Annotated in this window: 22 protein-coding genes and 1 pseudogene; 13 read left to right on the forward strand and 10 right to left on the reverse strand. The window is 66.7% G+C overall.

The features are described from left to right. On the reverse strand, positions 1 to 1,165 hold a 1,165-nt coding region (locus tag NM2_RS29590), incomplete at its 3' end, for a DUF222 domain-containing protein (RefSeq protein ID WP_067675464.1). 303 nt (positions 1,166 to 1,468) lie between these two features. Between NM2_RS29590 and NM2_RS29595 the strand changes: the two genes are divergently transcribed. The 3 genes from NM2_RS29595 to NM2_RS29605 all read left to right on the forward strand — a co-directional run bounded on the left by NM2_RS29595 (position 1,469) and on the right by NM2_RS29605 (position 3,488). Next, on the forward strand, positions 1,469 to 2,320 hold the full coding sequence (locus tag NM2_RS29595; protein WP_067675467.1) for an endo alpha-1,4 polygalactosaminidase: 852 nt from the start codon (positions 1,469 to 1,471) through the stop codon (positions 2,318 to 2,320). Between the two features lie 370 nt (positions 2,321 to 2,690). Further along, positions 2,691 to 3,098: a DUF5666 domain-containing protein gene (locus tag NM2_RS29600; RefSeq protein ID WP_067675470.1), complete on the forward strand. Its 408-nt coding sequence runs from the start codon at positions 2,691 to 2,693 to the stop codon at positions 3,096 to 3,098. A 159-nt stretch (positions 3,099 to 3,257) separates the two neighbouring features. After that, positions 3,258 to 3,488, forward strand: coding sequence for a hypothetical protein (locus tag NM2_RS29605; protein ID WP_067675472.1), 231 nt, complete (start codon positions 3,258 to 3,260; stop codon positions 3,486 to 3,488). Between the two features lie 160 nt (positions 3,489 to 3,648). On the opposite strand, the gene NM2_RS29610 is transcribed toward NM2_RS29605, so the two are convergent. The 4 genes from NM2_RS29610 to NM2_RS29625 form a co-directional block, all read right to left on the reverse strand. Further along, on the reverse strand, positions 3,649 to 4,806 hold the full coding sequence (locus tag NM2_RS29610; RefSeq protein WP_067675474.1) for an ROK family transcriptional regulator: 1,158 nt from the start codon (positions 4,804 to 4,806) through the stop codon (positions 3,649 to 3,651). Between the two features lie 403 nt (positions 4,807 to 5,209). Next, positions 5,210 to 6,664, reverse strand: a complete 1,455-nt coding sequence (locus NM2_RS29615; RefSeq protein WP_067675477.1) for a sugar ABC transporter permease — start codon at positions 6,662 to 6,664, stop codon at positions 5,210 to 5,212. 24 nt (positions 6,665 to 6,688) lie between these two features. Beyond that, entirely contained in the window at positions 6,689 to 7,462 is a 774-nt protein-coding gene (locus NM2_RS29620) for an ATP-binding cassette domain-containing protein (protein WP_067675480.1), read from the reverse strand. 1 nt (position 7,463) lies between these two features. Beyond that, on the reverse strand, positions 7,464 to 8,588 hold the full coding sequence (locus NM2_RS29625; protein ID WP_067675483.1) for a sugar ABC transporter substrate-binding protein: 1,125 nt from the start codon (positions 8,586 to 8,588) through the stop codon (positions 7,464 to 7,466). A gap of 662 nt (positions 8,589 to 9,250) precedes the next feature. Here NM2_RS29625 and NM2_RS29630 point away from each other — a divergent pair. From NM2_RS29630 to NM2_RS51950, 3 genes and pseudogenes are all read left to right on the forward strand, one after another. Then, positions 9,251 to 9,970, forward strand: a complete 720-nt coding sequence (locus NM2_RS29630) for an ABC transporter permease (RefSeq protein WP_245718275.1) — start codon at positions 9,251 to 9,253, stop codon at positions 9,968 to 9,970. Next, positions 9,963 to 10,796, forward strand: coding sequence for an ABC transporter permease (locus NM2_RS29635; RefSeq protein ID WP_067675489.1), 834 nt, complete (start codon positions 9,963 to 9,965; stop codon positions 10,794 to 10,796). Before NM2_RS29630 ends, NM2_RS29635 begins: the two co-directional genes overlap by 8 nt. 107 nt (positions 10,797 to 10,903) lie before the next feature. Next, a pseudogene (locus NM2_RS51950) lies at positions 10,904 to 11,416 on the forward strand (ATP-binding cassette domain-containing protein); the annotation flags it as partial. A 617-nt stretch (positions 11,417 to 12,033) separates the two neighbouring features. Here NM2_RS51950 and NM2_RS47935 read toward each other — a convergent pair. Next, the gene (locus tag NM2_RS47935; protein WP_084531684.1) at positions 12,034 to 12,837 is read right to left on the reverse strand and encodes a DUF4389 domain-containing protein; all 804 of its coding nucleotides are present in this window, start codon (positions 12,835 to 12,837) and stop codon (positions 12,034 to 12,036) included. A 261-nt stretch (positions 12,838 to 13,098) separates the two neighbouring features. Here NM2_RS47935 and NM2_RS29645 point away from each other — a divergent pair, with 261 nt between their 5' ends. Genes NM2_RS29645 through NM2_RS29660 form a run of 4 tightly spaced genes read left to right on the forward strand, consistent with a single transcriptional unit; the run spans position 13,099 to position 17,183 of the window. Further along, positions 13,099 to 15,735, forward strand: coding sequence for a sensor histidine kinase (locus NM2_RS29645; protein WP_157121388.1), 2,637 nt, complete (start codon positions 13,099 to 13,101; stop codon positions 15,733 to 15,735). Then, positions 15,732 to 16,160 carry a roadblock/LC7 domain-containing protein gene (locus NM2_RS29650; protein ID WP_040831726.1) on the forward strand — a complete coding sequence of 143 codons (429 nt, stop codon included), beginning with the start codon at positions 15,732 to 15,734 and terminating at the stop codon, positions 16,158 to 16,160. The genes NM2_RS29645 and NM2_RS29650 overlap by 4 nt, the downstream gene beginning before the upstream one ends. Next, positions 16,157 to 16,573 (forward strand): DUF742 domain-containing protein, encoded by a 417-nt coding sequence (locus NM2_RS29655; RefSeq protein WP_067675495.1) that lies wholly within the window; start codon positions 16,157 to 16,159, stop codon positions 16,571 to 16,573. Before NM2_RS29650 ends, NM2_RS29655 begins: the two co-directional genes overlap by 4 nt. Next, positions 16,554 to 17,183, forward strand: a complete 630-nt coding sequence (locus NM2_RS29660) for a GTP-binding protein (protein ID WP_439956934.1) — start codon at positions 16,554 to 16,556, stop codon at positions 17,181 to 17,183. Before NM2_RS29655 ends, NM2_RS29660 begins: the two co-directional genes overlap by 20 nt. 394 nt (positions 17,184 to 17,577) lie before the next feature. Here NM2_RS29660 and NM2_RS51955 read toward each other — a convergent pair whose 3' ends face one another. Further along, on the reverse strand, positions 17,578 to 18,102 hold the full coding sequence (locus tag NM2_RS51955) for a hypothetical protein (protein ID WP_245718276.1): 525 nt from the start codon (positions 18,100 to 18,102) through the stop codon (positions 17,578 to 17,580). Positions 18,103 to 18,227: 125 nt separating this feature from the next. On the opposite strand from NM2_RS51955, the gene NM2_RS29670 reads away from it, so the two are divergent. After that, the gene (locus tag NM2_RS29670) at positions 18,228 to 18,770 is read left to right on the forward strand and encodes a DUF4254 domain-containing protein (protein ID WP_067675497.1); all 543 of its coding nucleotides are present in this window, start codon (positions 18,228 to 18,230) and stop codon (positions 18,768 to 18,770) included. Positions 18,771 to 18,821: 51 nt separating this feature from the next. Here NM2_RS29670 and NM2_RS29675 read toward each other — a convergent pair whose 3' ends face one another. Genes NM2_RS29675 through NM2_RS29685 form a run of 3 tightly spaced genes read right to left on the reverse strand, consistent with a single transcriptional unit; the run spans position 18,822 to position 21,437 of the window. After that, positions 18,822 to 19,142 (reverse strand): hypothetical protein, encoded by a 321-nt coding sequence (locus NM2_RS29675; protein WP_067675499.1) that lies wholly within the window; start codon positions 19,140 to 19,142, stop codon positions 18,822 to 18,824. Further along, on the reverse strand, positions 19,139 to 20,314 hold the full coding sequence (locus NM2_RS29680; RefSeq protein ID WP_067675501.1) for a fatty acid desaturase family protein: 1,176 nt from the start codon (positions 20,312 to 20,314) through the stop codon (positions 19,139 to 19,141). The genes NM2_RS29675 and NM2_RS29680 overlap by 4 nt, the downstream gene beginning before the upstream one ends. A 13-nt stretch (positions 20,315 to 20,327) precedes the next feature. Further along, entirely contained in the window at positions 20,328 to 21,437 is a 1,110-nt protein-coding gene (locus tag NM2_RS29685; protein WP_067675524.1) for a ferredoxin reductase, read from the reverse strand. 160 nt (positions 21,438 to 21,597) lie between these two features. On the opposite strand from NM2_RS29685, the gene NM2_RS29690 reads away from it, so the two are divergent. Both NM2_RS29690 and NM2_RS29695 read left to right on the forward strand, forming a co-directional pair. Then, the gene (locus NM2_RS29690) at positions 21,598 to 22,233 is read left to right on the forward strand and encodes a TetR family transcriptional regulator (protein ID WP_067675504.1); all 636 of its coding nucleotides are present in this window, start codon (positions 21,598 to 21,600) and stop codon (positions 22,231 to 22,233) included. 215 nt (positions 22,234 to 22,448) lie between these two features. Next, on the forward strand, positions 22,449 to 23,057 hold the full coding sequence (locus NM2_RS29695; RefSeq protein ID WP_067675506.1) for a PadR family transcriptional regulator: 609 nt from the start codon (positions 22,449 to 22,451) through the stop codon (positions 23,055 to 23,057). The last annotated feature ends 3 nt before the right edge of the window (positions 23,058 to 23,060 follow it).

The raw sequence follows: 23,060 nt of genomic DNA on the forward strand, positions 1-23,060 counted from the left end.
GATGCACCGCGCACAGTGACGCGGGCGCATCACACCCCGGCCGTGAGCAACCACTCAATGCCGCGATCAGCGAAAGCCTTTGCGCGGGTGAAGCCAACCGCCGCATCCGCCCGAAATGCAGCGGTAGACCAGCATGGTCGAACACCGCCAGATACGGGCGCGAGGTCTCCGCCAACCGTAAGGCGTCGGGAACCGCGACAGTGCCACCGGTCGCGGTGGTGGCGGCCCCGGAAAGCTGTTCCAGGTCTTCCAGACGCAACGTGAGCACGGTGGTGACCGGGATCCCGCGATGCGCGCCGAGCTTGTCGGTGTCGACCAACTCTCGCAGCAGCAGCGTGAACGCATCATGGGTGCGCTGGTCCGCGGTGCGCGTATCTCGTTGCGCGGCAGCGGTGATCAGCTGCGGATCCATACGGTCGACGTTGGTGCCGGGGCTGGCCGGATCCTCCGGGTTCGCTACGCCGGGCCGCGCGTACTTGGCCAACACCGGATCCAGCAACGCCCGCAACACCGGATCGATCTCACCGCTGATCGGGGACATCCCGTCCGCGCGTTGACGCCCGATCCGGATCCCCCGCATACGAGCACGGTCGGTATCGTCGGTGATCCGGCCGTCCGGATCCAGGTGCGCCAGAATGCTGTCCCCGACCTTCCCGATATCATCGGGAGATCCGGAAGCCGCGAACTCCGCCAAAATCTTTTCGGCCGCTTCACGATCAGCCGCATCGACCGCACGAGGAACCCTGACCATCACCGCCGTGATCCGGCGAGCATGTTCGGCCGAGATATCCCCGCGCCGCAACGCTACCGCCGTGCACGGCAACTCTGGCTCACGCTCTACACCGGACATGTCACACAACGTGCCCACCCGGGAAGCCGCACGCACCCGCGCACCCGCCTCCACATTCGACAACCGCAACGTTTCCATCAAGAACCGCTTGATCGTCCTCGCGCCCGTATCCGCCGGGATCGACCGAGAATCCACCTCGATCAACACCCGATGCTGCACCGCGACCAGCATGCGTGCCGCACGCTCGACCCCACGCAGCAACTCCACCACCCCACGATCGGACAGCGGGGTCAGCGACTGCTCGAGCAGCTCACCGACCGCGGCCAGCAGCGCATCGGCTGTGGGCCCTCCGGTCCGCTCACTGTTCGAATGCATGTTCGAATTCTATCGCGAAGATCATCCCGAAACACCCCCCGAACCCATGTGAAATGAGAATCTTCACTCTGGACAGCTGACCCAATCACGCTTGCACACACCACTTTTCAACAGCCCCGGCGGTCAGGCTCGACCGGTGGCGATGCCGAACGGCAGTTCGGGCACTCGCTTCTGTGCACCCCAACACCTTTCTGAGCGGAGTGTCGATGCCGCTGCCGCATACACTCGCCGTCAACGGCTGATAATCCAGCGGGCATTCTTGGCAGGTCCGCACTTCTCCTCGACAACTCAGGAGTGCCACCGATGCGCCGACTGATCGCGATCCTCACGGCTCTGATCCTCTCCGCCGGATGTTCGGCATCAGAGGTAGACACCCCGGAACCGGATTCGGCAACACCGTCCGAGCCCGGCAAGCCGTCCGGTGCGGCGGACTTTCCCGCCGGGAAGACGGCGGATTACCAACTAGGTGGCCCGTATTCGCCACCCGCGGGCGTCACGATCGTGGTGCGCGACAGCACGGCGACTCCTGCCGCCGGCGCCTACAACATCTGCTACGTCAACGCGTTCCAGACTCAGCCGGGCGAGCGGGACCTGTGGTTGCGCGAGCGGCGCGATCTGATCCTGTCCGGAGCCGATGGTCGGCCGCTCATCGATCAGAATTGGCCGGACGAGCTGCTCGTGGACACCTCGACAGCCCAGCAGCGTGACCAGCTCGCCGAAATCGTCGGTCACACCATCGGCGATTGCGCCGCGAAGGGTTTCGAGGCCGTCGAATTCGACAACCTCGATTCCTACACTCGTTCCGACGGCAAGCTCACCGCGGCGGACAACCTGCGATTCGCGGCCGCACTCACTCGCACGGCCCATGCGGCGGGTCTGCTCGCCGGCCAGAAGAACGCCGCGGACCTCTCCGAACAAGCCAGTGGCCAAGCGTCCTTCGACTTCGCCATCGCCGAGGAATGCCTGCGTTTTCAGGAGTGCACCCAGTACCGCGCCGTCTACGGTCGGCGGGTCATCGACATCGAGTACACCGACGACCTCCCCGGATCGCCCGAGACCGTCTGCGCCCTCCCGAACCGCCCGCCTTCCACCCTGATCCGCGACCGCGAACTCGTACCGGAGGGCATCGCAGGCTATTTCTATCGACACTGCTGACGACCGTTTCCAGGCTCGACCTCGCCTGCCCCGAGCCACCATCCGGATACTGCCGCTGATTTCGCCCGGTGTCGAATCCTCGAGCGGTAACCCTCTCGCGCGCAACGCATTTGGACTCGCGTTTGCGGGCTGCACAAACCCCGGATGCAACGCCCGTCGAAATATTCGACATCCGTGGGCCCGCCTCGGCCGGCGTACAAGCCGTAGGTCGACGCGTGACCAGCTCTACCAGCAAGCTCACAGGAGGTGCTGGAGGCACTGACAGTGCGCACGCAGGGGGCGCACAGGGATGGTCAATAGTGTTGCCGCCATGACAAATTCGACACCCTCTGAGGAATCGGGCGGATCGTCTCGGCGGCGCAGGATCACGGTGGTTCTCGGTACGACCGGAATGGCTGTGGCGGTCGTGGCGGGGGTGAGTGCGTGCGGATCGTCGGATAATTCGAGCTCGGCGGCGGCCTCGAGTTCGGCCGAACACCGGAAGGGGATGCAGCACGGGCATGCGGTGTTCGGGACGATCGCGTCGGAGAACGCGGACACCTGGACGCTCACCAAGAAGGACGGGGCCACCGAGACCGTGACCATCACGCCGCAGACCGTCTTCGGCAGTACGCGGGATCCGGCTCAGAAGTCGCAGTTCACCGTCGGCGAGAACGTCGCCGTGCGGGGTAAGGAATCCGGAACGACGATCACCGCCACGGCGATCATGCAGGCCAAGGCCCGCCCCGCCACGACCACCCCGTCCGCCTCGAGCGCACCCGCCCCCACCAGCAACTGATCCGGAAAACCGCAGGCGCGGGCAAACTCTCGGCTGTTCTCACAGCTCACACCTAATATCCACCTACTCGCGGCACATGCTGGCTCGCGATGCTCTCCTCGTCGGTCCGCCAATGACAGGCCTGCGGACCGGAATCATCCGGCGAAACAAGGAGATGCGATGCGAATCAAGTCGAGGTTGGCAGCGGGCGCGGCGGTGGGCGCCGTGACATTCGCGCTGGTGGGCGTGGGTGCGGGTATGGCGAGCGCCAACCCGGCCCCGCAGCAGGGCCCCGCGCCGAGCGGGCAGTGCGCGCCGCCGCACGGCAAGCCGCAGGGCCCCCCGCCCAGCAACATGCCGAAGCCGCCCGGCAACCCGCCCGCCGGCCACCCCCAGTGCCCGCACAAGTAGTTCTGCGCGGGAGATGAGGGCTGCGTAGAAAGGCGAGTGCGACACGGTCCCATGCCCGTTGTTCGGGCATGGGACCGCGCGCGTAGGCGTCCCGGAGGGCGATCGGCCCTGCGAGACGTGGTCCTCGGGGCCGGGGAGATCGATCCGGCCCGCGATGTGCTCACAGCGAGGCGAGCACGTCCTCGAATGCCGCCTCCGCGGCCCCGAGAAGTTTGAGATCCGCTCCGAGAGAAGACTTCTCGATCCGCACGCCACCCAGCGCGCGGCTGACCATACTGCGCTGCCGGACCTCCTGCTGGACGCGCTGCACCACCGCCTCGGGCAGGATCGCGAACAGATCGCCGAGCACCACCAGCTCCGGGCCCAGGATGTTGACCACGTTGATCAGACCCAGGATCAGCCAGTCGACGTAATCGCCGAGCCGGGCCACCGGATCCGAATCACGTTGCAGCTCGCGCAGTTCCGCTACGATGGCACCTCGCGGCACCGATTCGGACAGCCCGAGCGCGCGGCGCAGGGCGAGTTCGCCGACCTCGGTCTCCCAGCAGCCCGCATTCCCGCAGTGGCAGGTGCGTCCGCCGGGATGCACTGTCATATGGCCGATTTCACCCAGATAGCCGCCCGAACCGCGCAGCAGCCCGCCTTGGGCGATGATGCCGCCGCCGACGCCCACATCCGCGGAAACGAACACCGCGTCCGACGCGCCCCGCCCCACCCCGCGCACATATTCGGCCAGCGCGCCGAGTTCGGCGTCATTGCCCACCACCACCGGAACGCCCAGCACCGTCCCCATCCGCTCACCGAACGGCACATCCGTCCAGCCCAGATTGGACGAGTCGTGCACCATCCCATCGGTGCGGCGCACCACGCCGGGCACCGAGATCCCCGCGGCCACCGGATGCAGGTCCAGATCCTGTGCCAGCAGCGCCGAGGATTCCGCGACGTGGGTCACCACTTCGTCCGGATCCCGTTGCCGCCCACGCAGATTCCAGCTGTTGCGCCCCAGGATCTGACCACCCAGGCCGACCAGCGCGATCCCCGCGTGCTCGACCTGGACGTCCACCGCCAGTACCACCGCCGCCTGCGCCTGCGGCAGCACCAGCAGCGAGGGACGTCCCGCGCCCTGCGGCACCCGCGGCACCCGCTCCTCGACCACACCGTCCCCGGCCAGGCCGTCGACCAGCATCTTGATGGTCGAGCGGTTCAGCCCCAACTCGCTGGCCAGGGCCGCGCGGGTGGCCGGTCCGCCGACGTGCAGGATCCGCAGCAGCGAGGCGCGATTGAATTTGCGCACCTCGTCCGGCCGCGCAACATTCATGTGCGCGACCCGCCGCTGCGCGGCTCTGCCTTCGTACCCGCGACGGAACCGAGCGCCGCCGAGTGGGAGTCATTCACGCGCACGACTCCACCTCGCCGACGCTCGGTCCCGTCGTGCGCGCAACGCACTGTGCCGATCGTTCACTCGCAAACTCTTTCACGACTCCACCTCGCCGGAGTTCGGCTCCGGCGCGCACGACAGGGACCGTGCTGATGGTCCACTCGCACGCTCGCTCATGACTCCACCTCACTGACGCTCGGCAACCACTCACTCCCTCTCACCTGACCGGAACAGGTCCGACCGAAGGTCATCCTCGAGCTCCTCGCCCGGGCCCGGGGCCCGGTATCCGGGACATGCCCGAACACCGTGCACCCCAGGGACATTCAGTCGATCCGGCACCGTGTCATCGACCCGACGCGGCGGCCCGGCGACGAGACAGGGCATCGACCGTCGCCGCGAGCAGCAGCACCAGGCCGGTGACCACCGACACCACGGCGGCGGGCTGGCGCAGCAGGCCGAGCCCGTTGGAAACCACCGCGAGCACAGTACCGCCGATCACCGCGTCGGCGATCCGGCCCTTCCCGCCGAACAGGGAGGTACCGCCGATCACCGCCGCGCCCACCGCGAACAGCAGCGTGTTCAGGCCACCGGCCTGCGGATCGACCGAACCGACCTTGGAGGAGTACACGATCGCACCCACCGCCGCACAGCCCGAACTGATCACGAACACACTCGACCGCAACTGCGTGACATTGATACCCGCACGCCGCGCGGCCTCCCGATTCCCGCCGATCGCGTAGAGGTGCCGACCATAGGTGGTGCGGTTCAGCACATACGTCCCCACGACGAGCAGGACCAGCACGATCGGCACCACATACGGCACCCCGGAGATCTTGATCAGCGGGCTCGGCGACCGGTTCACCGACATGAACGCCGTCGCCACCGCGGCCAGCACCGTCAGCACCAGCACCTTGCCGATCACCAGCGGCGTCGGCTGCGTCACCAAACCCTTACTGCGCCTGCGGAAATGCCCGAACAACGTCACCGCGCCGTAGCCGCCCGCGCCGACCACGAACAGCGCCCAGCTCCACGGCACCGACAGATTGCCGTTGGCCACCGAGTCCAGCACGTGCGAGGAGCTGATGCCCAGCACGCCGCCCTCGCCGATCAGTTGCAGGATCGCACCCTGCCAGGCCAGGAACAGCGCCAGCGTCACCACGAACGACGGCATCCCGATCTTGGAGATCAGGAATCCGGTGATACAGCCGATCGCGGTGCCGACGCACACCGCCAGCAGAATCTCGACCCACGGATTGGCGTGGAAACCGATCAGCGTGATCACCACGCCGAGCAGCGACATCGCCACCCCGGGCCAGATCCGCAGCAACGCCGCGAGCACCGCCGCGACCACCAGCAGGCCGTTGAAGATGAAGAAGACGGTACTTCCCATGCCCGACAACAGGTTTCCGTTGTCGACATAGTGCATCGCCAGGACCGCCCCAGCGACACCGGAGGCGGTACCCGCCGACAGATCGATCTCACCCAGCAACAGCACGTAGACGATGCCCATCGCGATGATGGTCTGCCCGGCCCCCTGGGCGAGCAGATTCGCGATGTTGTTGAGTGAGAGGAATACATCCGACAGCGAGGTGAACAGGACGATCAGCACCACCAGACCCAACAGCGCAGGCAGCGAACCGATCTCGCCGCCCCTCACGCGGGCGAGATAGGCACGCACGGCCTCCGCCGTGGATACGGTGGTGGTGTCGATGCCGAAATCGGCGATCGCCGTCCGGTCCCCGGTGGCGGATTCGGGGCTCTCGCCGCCACCGGCTGTCTCCGCCGAAACTTGCGTCATCACAATCGCTTCCTGCTGATCCTGCTACAGCACCGCGGCGTCCGGCCGGGCCAGGCCCAGCTCGCCGGAACGTCCCGCGGTGATCAATTCCACGACCTGGTTCTGGGTGACCTCGCTGGTTCGCACCTGCGCGGCCATCCGCCCCAGATACAGCACCGCGATCCGATCCGCGACCTCGAACACGTCGGCGAGGTTGTGGCTGATCAGCACCACACCCAGCCCCTGTTCGGCGAGCCGTCGGACCAGGTCGAGCACCTGACGGGTCTGCGCCACCCCGAGGGCGGCGGTCGGCTCGTCGAGCAGAACCAGATTGCTGTTCCACAGCACCGATTTCGCGATCGCCACAGTCTGCCGCTGCCCGCCGGACAGCGACGCGACCGGGGTGCGCACCGACTTCACGGTGCGCACCGACAGCGATGCCAGAGTGCGCCGCGCCGCATCCTCCATGGCGGCCTCGTCCAGGAACCACGGCTTGCCGCGTTCGCGGCCCAGGAACATGTTCTGCACGATGTCGAGATTGTCGGCCAGCGCGAGGTCCTGGTAGACCACCTCGATGCCCAGTTCCGCAGCATCCTTGGGGCCGTTGAGGTGCACTTCCTCGCCCCGGAACTTCACCGATCCCGAATCCGAACCATGAATTCCGGCAATACATTTCACCAAGGTCGACTTGCCCGCGCCATTATCGCCGACCAGCGCGGTCACCTCGCCCGCAGGAGCGGTGAATTCGACGTCGTGCAGTACATGAACCGCACCGAAGCTCTTGTTGAGCCCGGAGATGTGCAGCAGCGGCTCGCTCATGTCAGGAGATTCCCAGCTGGGTGCAGACCGACGCGACGTCGCCGGAGCACAGATCGCTCGCCTTGACATAGCCCTTGTCGACGACCACCTTGACCTGATCGCGGGTGATCGACTGCGGGTCCAGCAGAACCGATTTCACGGTCCGGTTGCCCTTGGGATCCTGGGACGTGCCGGTCGCGATCGCATCCGCGGCGGACTTGTCGCCCTTGGCCAGGGCCGCGGCGAGTTTGGCGGCCGAGTTCGCCTCCTCCTCGATCGGCTTGAACACGGTCATGTACTGATCACCGCGCAGCACCGCCTTCAGACCGTCGGTGGTCGCGTCCTGGCCGGTCACCGGCACCTTGCCGTTGAGGCCGTTCTTCTTCAGCACCGTGATGATGGCCCCGGCCAGACCGTCGTTGGCCGCGACGACGCCGTCGATCCTGTTGCCGTTACCGGTGAGCAGCTGCTCGAAGACCTGCCCGCCCTTCTGGTTGTCCCAGCCGTCGATCGCCTGGCTGGCAACGAGTTTGAGCGCGCCGGAATCGTAAAGCGGCTTGAGCACCTGCTCCTGGCCCTGATGGAACAGGGTGGCGTTGTTGTCGGTGGGCGCGCCCTCGACCTCGATGACCTGCGCACCCGGCTTGGCCTTGAGCGCGTCGGCCAGATCCTGGCCTTGCAGCGCGCCGACCTTCACGTTGTCGAAGGAGACGTAGTAGTCCGAGGATCCGCCCAGATTCAACCGGTCGTAGTCGATGGTGGGGATCCCGGCCTTGTGCGCCTTGTTGGCGACCGCGTTGCCGACCTCGCTGTTGATCGAGGCGATGACCAGCACCTTGACGCCCTCGGCGATCATGCCGTCGGCCAGTGTGCTGAACTTCTGCACATCGCCCTGCGCGTTCTGGATGTCGGCGCCGAATCCCTGTGCGCTCAGGGCCTTCTGCAGCATGGGACGGTCGAAGCCCTCCCAGCGGGCCGAGGTGGCGGTCTCCGGCAAGATCACGCCGACGGTCCCGTTCTTACCTCCCCCGCTACCTCCCGAGCTGGTGGAGTTCCCGCCGCTGCTCGCGGAATTGGATCCGCAGGCGGTGAGGGTCAGGAGGCCGGCGAGCGCGACAGCCACCGCCCCATACTGTTTCATCCTCATCAGGTGAACCTTTCGAGCCGACGGCACACGACGCCGGGCTCGGGTAGGTCCGGACGACGAGTGCCATATGTTGTAGGCAACAACATATGGCACCCAGGCCGCGACGGAGGTCACAATTGCGCAACGGTGTGTTTCAGCTCACCATCGAGTTCCATGGTGACACGAGCACAGGCCCGACCGAACTGATTCGAAGGCCACAAGTACACAACCACTCACACCTCGTTCCGCAACCCTGGACAACGCCGACACCTGGTTCGCGGCCCGTCGCGGTGAAACTCCGAGGCTACGAACCACGACCACACAGCAGAGATCGAACACACCCCTCACCCCGTTCCGCCAACCCCGGACAACGCCAACACCTGTTCGCGGCCCGTCTCGCCGCTCGGACGCGTGGCGGGTGCGAGGAACGAGTGCCCGACACGGGGCCGAGCGGCGAGACTCCAGGGGCCGCGAACCCGCCGCAGCGAAGCGGAGGCCGAAGACCCAGCAGCGAAGCGGAGGCCGAAGACCCAGCAGCGAAGCGGAGGCCGAGATTATTGTGTAACGCCTGTGGGTACCCGTAGCGTTGAACTGTTGTGCACGCCGTTCCAGGGGTTTATTGGCGACTGGCGGAAGCAGGGTTCCTCCGGCAGTGGCACTATCGGCTCGCCATGTTCGCCGGCATGGTCACCAATGTGGTGTTCGGGCTGGTCCGCGCCGCGGTGATGCTGGCCGCTGTCCGGGCGAGCGCCGGATTGGGTGGCTACACAGCCGATTCCATGGGCGCGTACGTCTGGCTCTCGCAAGGGTTGCTGGGCGCGCTCGGAGTCATGGGCCCGCCGCTGGACATCGCCGAACGCATTCGCAACGGCGATGTCGCGATCGATTTCCTGCGCCCGGTGGACATCCAGTTCTCTTATCTGGCAACCGATCTGGGCCGTGCCAGCTGCACCCTGCTGCTGCGCGGAGCGCCGAGCGTCGCGCTGGGGCTGGCGGCCTTCCAGCTGACTCTGCCGCACAGCCCGTTGCCGTATCTGCTCGGCACGCTGAGCGTTCTGCTGGCGGTGACGATCTCGATCCTGCTGCTCTTCGCGGTCTGCCTCACCGGATTCTGGGCCGTGGAGACTCGCGGAGTCCGGCTGCTCTACCAGATCGTGGCGACGTTCCTGGCCGGGCTGTTCGTCCCGGTGCACCTGTTTCCCGGATGGTTGCGCACCCTGGCCGATCTCACGCCGTTCCCCTCCCTGCTACAGGCGCCCATCGACGTGTTATCGGGCCGGGCGGTCGGTTCCCAAGCGATGGGAATCCTTGCTGTACAGCTATTCTGGATAATTGTCGCGGTTCTCCTCGGCCGAATCCTGCTGCGCGCGGGGCGGCACAAGCTGGAGGTGCAGGGTGGCTGAACTCCTCGACGCCGCGCGGAAAACCGGAACGTGGTTCACCCCCTACAGCGCGGTGCTGCGCTCCCGGATGCGCTCGCAGCGCTCCTACCCGCTGTCCTTCGCCGCCGATATGCTCTCCTCCCTGCTGGTCGGCGCGGTGGAATTCGCCGAGGTATGGGTCATCTACCACAACGTGCGCGTGCTGGGCGGACTCGACATGCACGCGATGCTGCTGCTGTTCGGCCTGTCCAACCTGGCCTTCTCCCTCGCCCAGATCCTGGTCGGGCACACCGACACCCTGCCGACCTACATTCGCGCGGGCACCCTGGACGCCTTCCATCTGCGCCCGCAGCCCCTGCTGCTGCAATTGATCACCAGTGACATCTCGCTGCGCCGGTTGGCGCGCGCGGGAGTCGCCGCGACGGTGCTGTGCATCGGCATCGTCACCGACGACATTCATTGGACCGCAGCGACATTCATACTCTTCACGATATCGCTGCTCGCCGGGACGGCGATCTTCGCCGGACTGTTCGTCTGCGCGGCCGGTCTGCAGTTCTTCCTGATCGACGGCTCCGAGCTGACCAACAGCTTCACCTACGGCGGCGCGTTCGCCGCACAGCAGCCCACATCGGTGTTCGGCCACCCGATGACGCTGCTGTTCGGATTCACCGTGCCGGTGTCCTTCGTCGCCTATCTGCCCACGATCGCCCTGCTGGACCTGCCCGGCCCGCAGTGGCTGCCCGCGTGGCTGGCATGGGCGAGTCCGCTTGCGGCAGTGTGGGTCTGGAGTATCGCGCTGCTGTGCTGGCGCTCGGGAGTACGGCACTATCAGGGAGGCGGTGGATAGCTTTGTCCATCGAGATCACCGATTTGACAAGGGAATTCGTCGTCCAACGCAAGGAGGAGAGGCGCTGGCGACGACGACGTCGCGAGGTGATCACGGCAGTCGACCGGATGAGCTTTCGCATCGAACCCGGTGCGGCAGTGGGATATATCGGGGCCAACGGCGCGGGCAAGTCCACCACCATCAAGATGCTCACCGGCATTCTGGTGCCCACCTCCGGCACGGTGCGCACCTGCGGGCTCGAACCGGTGCGCCAACGCCGGGAGCTGGCCGGGCACATCGGGGTGGTGTTCGGGCAGCGTTCGCAGCTGTGGTGGGATCTGCCGCTGCGCGAATCGTTCACCATCCTGGCGGCCATCCACCGCCTGGATCCGGATCGGGCGAGCAAGCGCATCCACGAACTGATCGAGCAGCTGGAGATGGCGCACACCCTCGACACGCCCGTGCGGCAGCTGTCCCTGGGACAGCGCATGCGCGCGGAAATCGCTGCGGCACTGCTGCATTCGCCGGAACTGCTGATCCTGGACGAACCGACCATCGGCCTGGATGTGCTGTCCAAACAACGATTACGCGATTTCCTGTCCTACGAGCGCATCGAACGCGGCACCACCCTGCTGCTGACCACTCACGACATGGGCGATATCGAGCGGCTGTGCGACCGGGTGCTGGTGGTCGACCACGGCCGCCTGGTCTACGACGGCACCCTCACCGGCCTGGCCGCCACCGTACAGGTGCGCCGGATGCTGGTGGTGGATCTGGCCGTGCCCACCCCCGAACTCACCGACCTGCCCGGGGCCCAGCTCATCGCCAGCGAAGGCGGTGGAATCCGGCAGCGGCTGGCCTTCGATCCTCAGCTGGTCACCGCCGCGCAACTGCTCACCGCAGTCTCGGCGCGGGCGGAGGTGCGCGATCTGTCCATCGAGGAACCCGACATCGAGGATGTGGTGCGGCGCATCTACCGATCGCAGGCCCTCGAGCAGAAGCCGAACCTCACGCAGCCGCAGGATCTCCCGCAGCAGCAGGCCCGGACGCAGCATCCGTCCCCGCACAGCGACGCGTCCCCACCGTATCTCGGTGAGGACACGCACGTGCGGGCTGAGTCGCTCCGCGATGCCGGGGTTCCACCCGATCCGGCTGAGGCCCGAATAGATGCCGATAATGCTGCGGCCCAGAAGGAACCGGGCCCCGACCCGGCCGCCGGTATCGACTATCGGGCTGTCATGCCCGATAGTGCTGCGGTTCAGGAGGATTCGGGTCCAGGCTCCGGGCCGGGCCCCGACTCGGGCTCGGGGCCGGACTCGGGTGCGGGACCAGGTTCGGGCTCACGACCGGGCACAGGCGCAGCCGCGGCGCCGGGTTCGCGAGCGCCCTGATCCAACCGGAACGGCGGGTACTCGTCACGCATCAGCGAGGTGTATGCACGCACCCGGATCGTCCAACGCAGCAGCCCCATCACGAAGTCGAACAGCCCGCGCGGGTACTTTCCGGTGAACAGCAACGCGATCGCGGCGATGATCACCAGGACGCTCAGCAGCGAGATCCAGCTCATGCCGCCGCCCATGTACATGTCGTGCCCGTGGTGACCATGGTGCCCGCCGCCCCAGTACCGCATGCCGCCACCGGCGATGATCGCGACGATCAGATACTGCGGAATCGCCAGCAACCACCACTTGATCAGTACCAGCCAGCGATGCAGCCGCTCGGGATAGTCGACGTCGAGGTCGGCCGGATAGTTCTCGTCCGGCCGCAGACTGAACGGCGGATAGCGATCGGTGCCCAGCGGGGAGAGTGCGTAGAACCGGACCCGCCACCCCCAGCGCATGACGCCGACATTGAAATCGAATAGCCCGCGTGGATAACGAGCCGTGAACAGGATCGCGAAGAATGCGATCACCGTGACCACGAAGTAGGCAATATACAGGAAAAACAGCACAATGTAATGCGGAATCGCGAGAATCCATTTGAAGATCCATTGCCAGCGCGACAGCGCCGGATCGAGATCGCCCCGGACACGGACTGGGTAAACAGGGGTTTCGGGTTGCATGACCACGCTCCTCTCGGGCGTTTCCGGCTCGCCGCCGAGCCTTGGCACCTCAATTGTTTCGCACCCAGGTCACATTCACGGCTATTTACCGGGTGGATGTGTCATGGACTGCGGCGCGTCGCGCGGATCCGCCCCGGCGCGTCACATCGCCCGGTCGGGCGGGCCTTCGTGTTGCGCGAACGATCCGCATGTGACACCTTGCTTCTGATTCTCCGCGATGTTCGAGCCACCGGGCCGCGGAGAGGGAAATGAGGAGTGGAAGTGCAATTCCGTCGAGCGCGGTTGTCACCGAAAGGCGACAAAAGGCGCAACCCGGCGGCCAGGCTGTTGCGTCCCCGCACCATCCGCGGGCAGCTGATCCGGGTACTCGTGGTTTCGGTCGTCCTGGTGCTCGCGCTGCTGGGAGTCGTGCTCACCAGTGAGGTACGCGCCTACCGCGACAGCGGCGATACGGTGCACGCGGTATCGCTGGCATTGTCGGTTCAGGATCTGGTGCACGAGGTTCAGCGCGAACGCGGTCTCACCAACGGCATGCTCGGCGGCGACGCCGCGATGCGCCAGGCGCTCGACAAGCAACGCCCGGCTACCGATCGAGCCCTGCTGGCCCTGAACTCGGCGCTGACCGCGGATGCGCCCGGCACCACCGAGGTGCGCACGGCCCTGGCGCAATTGACGTCGCTGAGCAGCACGCGGGCCGAGGTGGACGGTCAGCGCATCGACCGCACCGGCGCATTCGCGTTCTACACCGACGCCGTCGCCGCGCTCGACCTCGCCCGCCCCGGCCTGGACCGCGCGACCGACTCCCGGATCTGGCGCGGCCTGCAAGCGCTGTACGCCTTGGGCGATGTCAAGGAGTTCACCGGCCAGGAACGCGGATTCCTCGCCGGCGTCTTCGCCGCCAACGCCTTCCAGCCCGGCGAGTACCTGCAGTACCTGCAGATCGATGCGTCGAAACAGGCCGCGCTGGCGGCATTTCCGCGCGACGCCACGGCGAGCCAGCGCGCCGCGCTGGACACCACCCTGCACTCCCCGGACGCGACCGCGGCCGCGCGATCCCAGACGATCGCCGTCGCCGCGCCGGACGGGCAACTCGCCGAACTCGTGCAGCCCGGCCAGTGGTGGGCGCAGATGACCTCGGTGATCGACGGCGAACGCGATATCCAGCGGTCCATCGGCGCGGACATCCAGCATCGCGCCCAGGATCTGCGCCGCGCCTCGGAGATCACGCTGATCGCCTACACCTCCGCCGCCGTGGTGGCGCTGCTGATGCTGGTGGCGCTGGTGATCACCGGCGTGCGGGCCATCGTGCGCCCGCTCGCGGCGCTGGCCCGGGAGGCCGACGAGGTGGCCACGCAACGGCTGCCCGCGCTGATCGCCGCCTGGCAGCAGGAGGACGCCAGCGCACCCGAGCCGCCCGAGCCGGTGCGCACGCCGCACAACGCGAGTAACGAAATCGTCTCGGTCGCAGAGGCATTCGACCGATTGCAGACCACCGCCTTCGAACTCGCCTCGGCCCAGGCGCTGCTGCGCCGCAACATCACCGAATCGCTGGGCAACCTCGGGCGGCGCAACCAGAACCTGCTGCGCCGCCAGCTCGGACTGATCAGCGAGTTCGAACGCGAGGAACTCGACCCCAAGACGCTGTCGAACATGTTCGAGCTCGACCACCTGGCCACTCGCATGCGCCGCAACGCCGAGAGCCTGCTGGTGCTCGTCGGCGCGGCGAGCCCGCGGCGCTGGAGTGAGCCGATCCCGCTGACCGATGTCATCCGGGCCGCGCTCTCGGAGGTCGAGGACTACCGCCGCGTCGTGCTGCGTCGCATCGACGAGGTGTCGATCTCCGGATCCGTGGTCAGCGAGCTGGCGCATATGCTGGCCGAGCTGATCGAGAACGGATTGGCTTTCTCCCCACCGGATGTCGAGGTGGAGATCTACGGCCGCCGCCTGGGCCAGCAGTACATGCTGGCCGTGGTCGATCACGGCATCGGCCTGCCGGAGGATCAGCTCACCGCGGCCAATGCGCGGCTGCGCGGGGACGCGGACTTCCTGGTCGCGCCGACCCGCTTCCTGGGGCACTACGTCGTCGGGCGGCTGGCCAAGCGCCTGAACATCGAGGTCGAGCTGACCGCCTCGCCGATCAGCGGTGTGGCCGCGCGAATCCTGTTGCCCACCACCCTGATCGGCAGCGACGTCGCCCTGACCGCGACCCGCAAACTCGAACCGGCACAACCGGTCTGGACCACGGTCTCGCTGCCGCCCGCCGAACGGCTGCCCGCGCTGGAACCGGTCGCGCAGGATCTGCCCGAACTCGCCCCGGGCCGCACCGCCGCCGCGATTCCCGCGGCCGTACCGACCGGTGCGCAGCCCGACGGGTACAGCGGGTTCGCCGTGCCCGGCTGGCCCGCGCCGCCCGCGAACGGCGAGGCACGTCGCGAACTCCCCGAAGGTTCCATACAGGGCCGTGATCAGCCCGAACAGCCCGCGCTGAATCCGGGGGCGGTCGACCTCGGCGGCCGTCCGGATCCGTTCCCGACGCTGCCCGCGGGCCCGCTGAAGAAGTTGCTGAACACCACTGCCGCGCAACGTCATCAGCTCGGCGCACCGAAACATGCGGCACCTGCTTCGGACTCCAACGGAATTCACTACACTGATCCCGCACCCGACCCCGAGGTGCAACGGACCCGAAACGGTCTCGTCAAGCGCGCCAAGAAGATTCCCGGAACGACCGCACCCACCCCTGCGGTCAGCTCGTCCGGGCATCCGGCGGCGCCCGCCGTCGATCGCTCACCAGAGCAGGTTCGCGGGATGCTCACCAGCTTCCGCGCGGGCCATCGGCGCGGCCAATCCGACGAAGCCCCAGCGGTTCCGGCATCGATCGCACAGGAGGAAACCCGGTGACAACACAACTGCCGGATTCCGGTCCGCACACTTTCAACTGGCTGCTCGCCGATTTCGTGCGTACCACCGACGGCGTCCGCGACACCGTGGCGGTGTCCTCGGACGGATTGCTCATGGCGATGTCGGACGGGCTGGACCGCGCCGGGGCGGACCGCCTGGCCGCGATGGTGTCAGGTTTGGTGAGCCTGTCCCGAAGCGCTTCGCGCAGTTACGATTTCGACGGCCTCAAGCTGATCATGATCGAGATGCGGCGCGGCTTCCTGCTCATCTCGGCCGTCGCCGACGGCAGCTGCATCGGCGTGATCGCCGACAGCGACAGCGATATCGGCCTGGTCGGCTATCAGATGGCCGTGCTGGCCGAGCGGGCCGGGTCACTGCTCACTCCGGCGCTGATCAGCGAGTTGCGAGAGTCGCTACGTAGATGACCGGTCAGCACCGGGCGCCCGATCCACCGATCGGCCCCGCCCACCACTCACCCGATGGCCTCGACTTCGGCGCACCCGCGGGGCCATCGGATCCCGAGCCCGTGGTGCGCCCGTTCCTGATGACCGGTGGCCGGACCACCCCGATGATCGAGGGACTGCGCATCGAAACCCTGGTCCACGCCACACCGGCGGCACTGTCGGCCCCGCTGCGCTTCGAGCTGCGAACTGTCGTACGGTTGTGCCAGCAGCCGCAGTCGATCGCGGAAATCGCTGCCGCACTCCATGTTCCGATCGGTGTGGCCCGGGTCGTGGTCGGCGATCTGGTGGCCGCCGGACATGTTTCGGTGGCCCAGGCCCAGGAAATTTCCACCGCAGTCATCGAGAGGATCAGGGATCTTGTTCGGGCACTCTGAGTTTCGCAATCCCCCGGAGCTCGCCAACACCCCGCCGGAACCGACGGCCTTCTCGGTCAAGATCGTGGTGAGCGGCGGATTCGGCGTCGGCAAGACCACGTTCATCGGCGCCATCTCCGAGATCGAACCGCTGTCCACCGAGGCGGCCATGACGGAAGTCTCGGTGGGCGTTGACGATCCGGGTCTGCGCACCGAGAAGACGACAACCACCGTGGCGATGGACTTCGGCCGCATCACCCTGGACCGGTCGCTGGTGCTGTACCTGTTCGGCACGCCGGGGCAGGAGCGGTTCGAATTCCTCTGGGACGATCTGCTCGACGGCGCGCTGGGCGGGGTGATCCTGGTGGACACCGCTCGCATCCAGGACTGCTATCCGGTGCTGGACTTCTTCGAACAGCACGAGACCCCGTTCGTCGTGGCGGTCAACCGTTTCGCCGAGGGCGCGCGGTTCGAGCTGCCCGAGGTGCGCGAGGCGCTGGGTGTGCGCGAGGCGGTCCCGCTGGTCGAATGCGACGCGCGCGACCGTGATTCGGTCAAACAGGTTCTGGTCGTCCTGCTCGAACAGGTACTGGCCGCGCGGCTGGCCGCGCAGTCGGTACGGGCGAGCTGAGCCGGAACACCCCCGGACATGAATCCGCCCCGGCACATTCGACGCCGGGGCGGTTCCGAGCACCTCTCCGGGTGCGGCGGGATCACGAAGTGATCAGCCGAACGAGCCGGTGAACAGGGTGCCCAGGATGCCGTGGGCCGCTGCGCTACCGGTGCCGATCAGACCGTGGAGGGCGGCGGAACCAGTGTTGATGATCAGCGGAATCATGAAGGTAGAACCTCTCTGTCAGGAACATTAGCTGTCGGCGATCCTTGCGGACCGGCGACTGGACCCACCCTGGTTCGCAGATTTAAGAGCCAGCTGGCCCCTACCTGTGAGAGAGATAAGAAGCGATCATGTTTAAGATCACCGTAACGTCACGGCGGCCTGGGGCGATGCATGTCACATACCGTATCTAACCGGGCGTTTTACCGTCCGCGGAGTACAGGCTGATCTCGCCGCTCTCGCTCAGGAACGCGTTGATCAGCATCGTCCGGCGCTCCAACAGCTCATCGGCTTCCGGCGCGGCCGTGGTGATCACGATCTGCGGGATGGCCGCCCAATTCACGACGTACCGCTCGGGGGGACCGTCGGCCCCGGACATCGGAGCCATCCGGAACACCGAGACCACCTGGCGCTCCATGAGCTGTCGCACCACCTCGGCGACTCGCTCCGGATCTTCCAGCGCGAACAGGAAGCCGAAGGTCAGCTCCGGTGAGGACACATAGGCGGACACGGAATACCAGGTTACGGAAGAAACCCGTGGATCATCGATCTTCGCGATCATGTGACCCTGTCGTAATTGTGTATAACGATTTTTCGGCAGCTTCACGCGATCCGGGTACGGCGGTTGCGCGCCTTGTTTTCGCGCGCTTTCCTGAAAGGGTCCCCTTTCCTGGATCCGGTCCATCGCATCGTCGCGGATTCCTCGGTCCTGCACCGCGCGTTCCGTGGTGGACGGCGTTGTCCGGGAACGGGACTGCGCCGGATCCGGGAGGGCTATCGCCCGGAATTTCCGGCACAGCGTAACCACGATCCGATATCGGATACGAGGGCGGGAATGCTATGGCGACCGAATATGCCGGTGGCCGTATCGGTTTCGACGAGCTGCCGACGGCGCCGGAACTGCTGCGGGCCTTTCACACCCCGGCGGGCCGGCAGGTGCGGCCACACGCCGTGCTCCGGGCCGCGCACGCGCTGGTGGACTGCCACGAGCGGCGACATCACGCGGTTGCCACGGCGCTTGCGCACAGCGTCGACAGCGATCGGCTGGCACACTGCAGCCGGGTGGTCGGGAACATCGATGCCGAACGGTCGAAACTCGTTGCGGCAATAGATATCTGGGTGGCGGACACGATTCCGCACCGCACGGGCGCGACCCTGCACACCGAGACACTGGGCGCGGTGATCGACCGCCTGGCGGCCAAATGGGTTGCCGCCCAAGATGCTCTGGGCCTGCTCCGGGCCGACGGCGAGTCCGGCGACGCTCACCCCGAGTCGGACCTCGAGGCGCACCTGCACTGGGTGCGTCTGGCCGAACTCACCGACGGTTACCGGGATCTCATCACCGACGTCGCCGAACGACGACGTCGATTACCGGTGTTCTGAGCACGACTCCGCGGGCGGCCCGGCGGCCGCCCGCGGCATCACCGCAGCGGCTCAGCGCTCCGGATCGACGATCTCGACGTCCGCATCGATGAACGGCTCGTCGGCGGACACCCGTGCACTGGGCGCGGGATCGTCGAGGAGAACATCCGGCTCGTCCCGGTCCGCGTTCACCCGCTCCGCGGCCTCCCGATCGCGCTCCGCGGCCGCGGCCGCCTCACGCATCTCGATCGCGTCGGTGATCCAGTCGCCGATCTCGCGGGTCACCTCGGACACCGTGCCGGTGATGATCGAGGCGATATTGCCGACGTGCCGCGCCCCGGATGAGGTCAGCTCCTGGATCAGATCCTTGTTGGTCTCGAATTTTCCGATCATTCAACGCCCGCTTCGCTCGGATCCGGCTGTGGCTCGTTGGTGCTCGAGCTGCTACGCATCACGATAACACCGGGCTGCGAGGCCTTCCCGACGAGCGCGGGCGGCAGCGCCAGACGGAAGATCTTGGCCCACACCGAACCGATCTGGCGGCTCAGCGGACCGGTGTTGTAGGGCAGTCCGTACTTCTCGCACAGGGCGCGAACCTCGGGCGCGATCTCCGGATACCGGTTGGCGGGCAGGTCCGGGAACAGGTGGTGTTCGATCTGATGCGACAGGTTGCCGGACAGGATGTGGAACAGCTTGCTGCCGGTGATGTTGGCCGAACCCAGCATCTGCCGGACGTACCACTCGCCGCGGGTCTCCTCGGCAGTCTCCTCTTCGGTGAACGTCTGTACGCCGGAAGGGAAGTGCCCGCAGAAGATGATCGAGTACGCCCACACGTTGCGCACCAGATTGGCCGTCGCATTCCCGGCCAGGGTGGAGAAGAACAGCGGCCCGGACAGCAGCGGGAACGCCACATAGTCCTTGAGCACCTGCTTGCCCGCCTTGCGCCACTGCCCCTTGAGCAGGCGTTTCACATCGGACCAGGAGCGCTTGCCCTTGACGATGTTGTCCGCCTCGAGATCGTGCATCATGACGCCCCACTCGAAGAGCATCATCAGCGCGAAGGCGTACACCGGGTTGCCCAGGTAGTACGGATTCCACGCCTGGCCCTCGTCGATGCGCAGGACGCCGTAGCCGATGTCGCGGTCGCGGCCGTGGATGTTGGTGTAGGTGTGGTGCATGTAGTTGTGCGAATGCTTCCACTGATCGGCCGGGCAGACCGTATCCCATTCGAACACACGGGAATTCAGGCCGGGCTCACGCATCCAGTCCCACTGGCCGTGCATGACGTTGTGGCCGATCTCCATATTGTCCAGAATCTTGGACAGGCTCAGCGCCGCCACGCCCGCCAGCCAGAACGGCGGCAGGAAGCCCAGATACATCAGGCCGCGACCGGCTACCTCGAATCCGCGCTGCGCCTTGATGATCGAGTAGATGTACTCGCGGTCCTTCTCGCCCAGGTCGGCGGTGATGCGCTCGCGCAGCTCGTCGAGCGTGCGGCCGATCTCCTCGATCTGGTCCGGGCTCAGGACCAGCGGGCCGTCCTTGGTTTCGGTGAGGATCGTCATGTCGTTTCCCCTCTCAGATGTCGATATCCACGTCGCCGACGGCGGCGTTGATGCAGAGCTGGATCGGCTGATCGGGATCGCTGTCCAGTTCCCCGGTGCGCAGGTTGCGGGTGCAGCCCGAGCGCTTGATCGAGGTGCAGGAGAAGCAGATTCCCATCCGGCAGCCGTATTCCGGTGTGAGACCGGCAGATTCGGCCTGCTCGAGCAGGCTCGCGCCGGTGTTGGACGCCTGCGCGCCACTGGCGGAGAAGGTGGTGGACCCGGTGACCTGCGCCGAGTCGACCGGGGCGGCGGTGAGCGTGAATTCCTCCGAGTGCAGGCGATTTTCGAGCTGTTCGCCCCGGAAGACCTCGCGTACCGAGTGCATCAGCGGCTCGGGGCCGCACACGTAGGTCTCGGCGGTGGCGAACCACGGCGCGATCCGCTCGAGCTGCTGGTGGTCGAAGTATCCCGAGACCGGATTGGCCGCGCAGCTCCACGGCGCGCCGTGCAGCACCTCGGACAGGTCCAGTCTCGGATAGCACAGTGCGACACGGAAATTGGTGCGGCGGGCGGCGATCGCGTCGAGTTCGTCGCGATGGGGCACCGCCTCCGGGGACTGCGCGTAGTGCAGGAAGGCCACCGGGCCGCGGTACCCCTCAGCATCGAGGGTGCGCAGCATGGACAGCACCGGCGTGATGCCGCTGCCGCCGCTGATCAGCACGATCTTGTCCGGGCGGATCCGCGGCAGGGTGAACACGCCCGCCGCGGGAGACAGGTCCACGACCATGCCGGGTGCGGCGTGGCGGTGCAGGTACTGCGAGACCACACCCTCGGGATGGGCCTTGACCGTGAGCCGCAGCCGCCGCCGCGGACCGGCCGACACGTCGATCGGCGAGTAGCACCGGGTGTGCTTGACGCCGTCGATCACCACGCCGATCTGCACGTACTGTCCCGCGAGATGGCCACGCCACTGGCGGGTGGGCCGCAGCGTGAGGGTGATCGAGCCGGGCGTGCCGCGATGCACCGCGACGATCTCCGCGCGCATATCGCGCACGGTCAGCGTCGGCCGCACCAGCTCCAGGTAGCGATCGAGGGCATGCGGCGTTGTCAACGTCTGGACCAGATCGACGAGTCCTGCCATTGCGATCTCCCACTGCTGTTCATCGGGGTGGTAGCGCACCAATATTTCGGTGCACATCTGTACACTGATCTAGTGTGCCCCCGATGGGCACCGAAGTTCAACCAGCAGGTCATGTGACCGCGGCAACATCCTGAGGAATGGACGTATCGTGAACGGATGTATGCTCACCGACGTGAGCGAGCGGACTGAGCAGGCCGAAACCCGTGGTGAACGCAAGGAACGCACCCGGCAGGCGCTACTGGAAGGCACCCTGACCCTCGCCGCCGAGCGAGGCTTCGCCGCTCTGAGCCTGCGCGAGGTCGCGCGTTCGGCCGGAATCGTGCCGACCGCGTTCTACCGGCATTTCGGCTCACTGGACGAGCTGGGCACCACCCTGGTCGACGAGGGCGTACGCCAATTGCGTTTGGCCCTACGCGATTTGCGCCGCACCCCGGACGCGCGCGTGGCCGAGACGGTGCGTTTCGTGTTCACCCAGATCGCCGGACGCGACGCCCTCTACGGCTTCCTCATCCGCGAGCGCCACGGCGGCTCCGCGGCCCTGCGCAGCGCCATCGCGATCGAAATGCAGCTCATCACCAGAGAATTGGTCGTGGACCTCTCTCGCCTGCGCGCCCTGGACAGCTGGTCCCCCGACGATCTCGAACTGGCCGCGGACCTGATCGTCTCGACCGTCGCGAGCCACATCGCCGACTACGTCGCCGCACTCCCCCGCGAACGCCCCGATCTGGTGGAACGCACGGTCCGCCAGGTCCGCCTGATCGCCCTGGGCATGGCCGCCTGGCGTTCCACGCCATAGCAGCGCCGTACCGGCATGGCAGCCAGTGGATTTCGTGTGCCGACGATACAGAAGAACGCCCCGCGAGCCTCCCGGGATCGCGAGGCGCCCTTCCCGTATCCAAGACGGTGCTCCGAGCACCGAGCCCGACGGTACCGTACGGATGGATAATTCGGAACGTTATTGGGCTATGCACCGAGTTGCATAGGACAGCTGGTATCAATTAGTCTCGCGGCATGGCCCTCGAGCATGCACTGCTGGTGTCGCTGACCGAGCGGGCCGGTTCGGGCTATGAACTGGCGCGTCGCTTCGACAAATCCATCGGATTCTTCTGGAGCGCCACGCATCAACAGATCTATCGCGTCCTCAAACGCATGGAGGAGCGCGGCTGGGTCGTCGGCGAGACCGTCGCCCAGGACGGCCGCCCGGACAAGAAGGTCTACACCGTCGGGTCCAGCGGCCATGCCGAGCTGACCCGCTGGATCTCCGCGCCCACCGAGGACGACGCCGCCTTCCAGCGCAGCGAACTCGGCATCAAGATCCGCGCCGCCGCGCACGGCGATCTGCCCGCACTGTGTGCCGAGATCGGCCGGCACCGCGACAACCACGCCGGACGGCTCGAGCTGTACCGGCACATCGAGAAGCGGGACTTCCCCGCGCCCGCACGACTCGCCGGCCCCGCCCTGCATCAGTATCTGGTGCTGCGCGGCGGCATCCGGGTGGAGGCGGGCTTCGTCGAATGGTGCGACGAGGTCCTGCAGGCACTCGGCCACAGCCTCGCCCCGGCACCGCGGCACAGCCCGAAATCCGCGGTGTCACAACAGGATTCCGTCCCCGAAAGGTGATGT

The organism is Nocardia miyunensis NBRC 108239 (assembly GCF_001613065.1).
GTDB classification, from domain to species: Bacteria; Actinomycetota; Actinomycetes; order Mycobacteriales; family Mycobacteriaceae; genus Nocardia; species Nocardia miyunensis.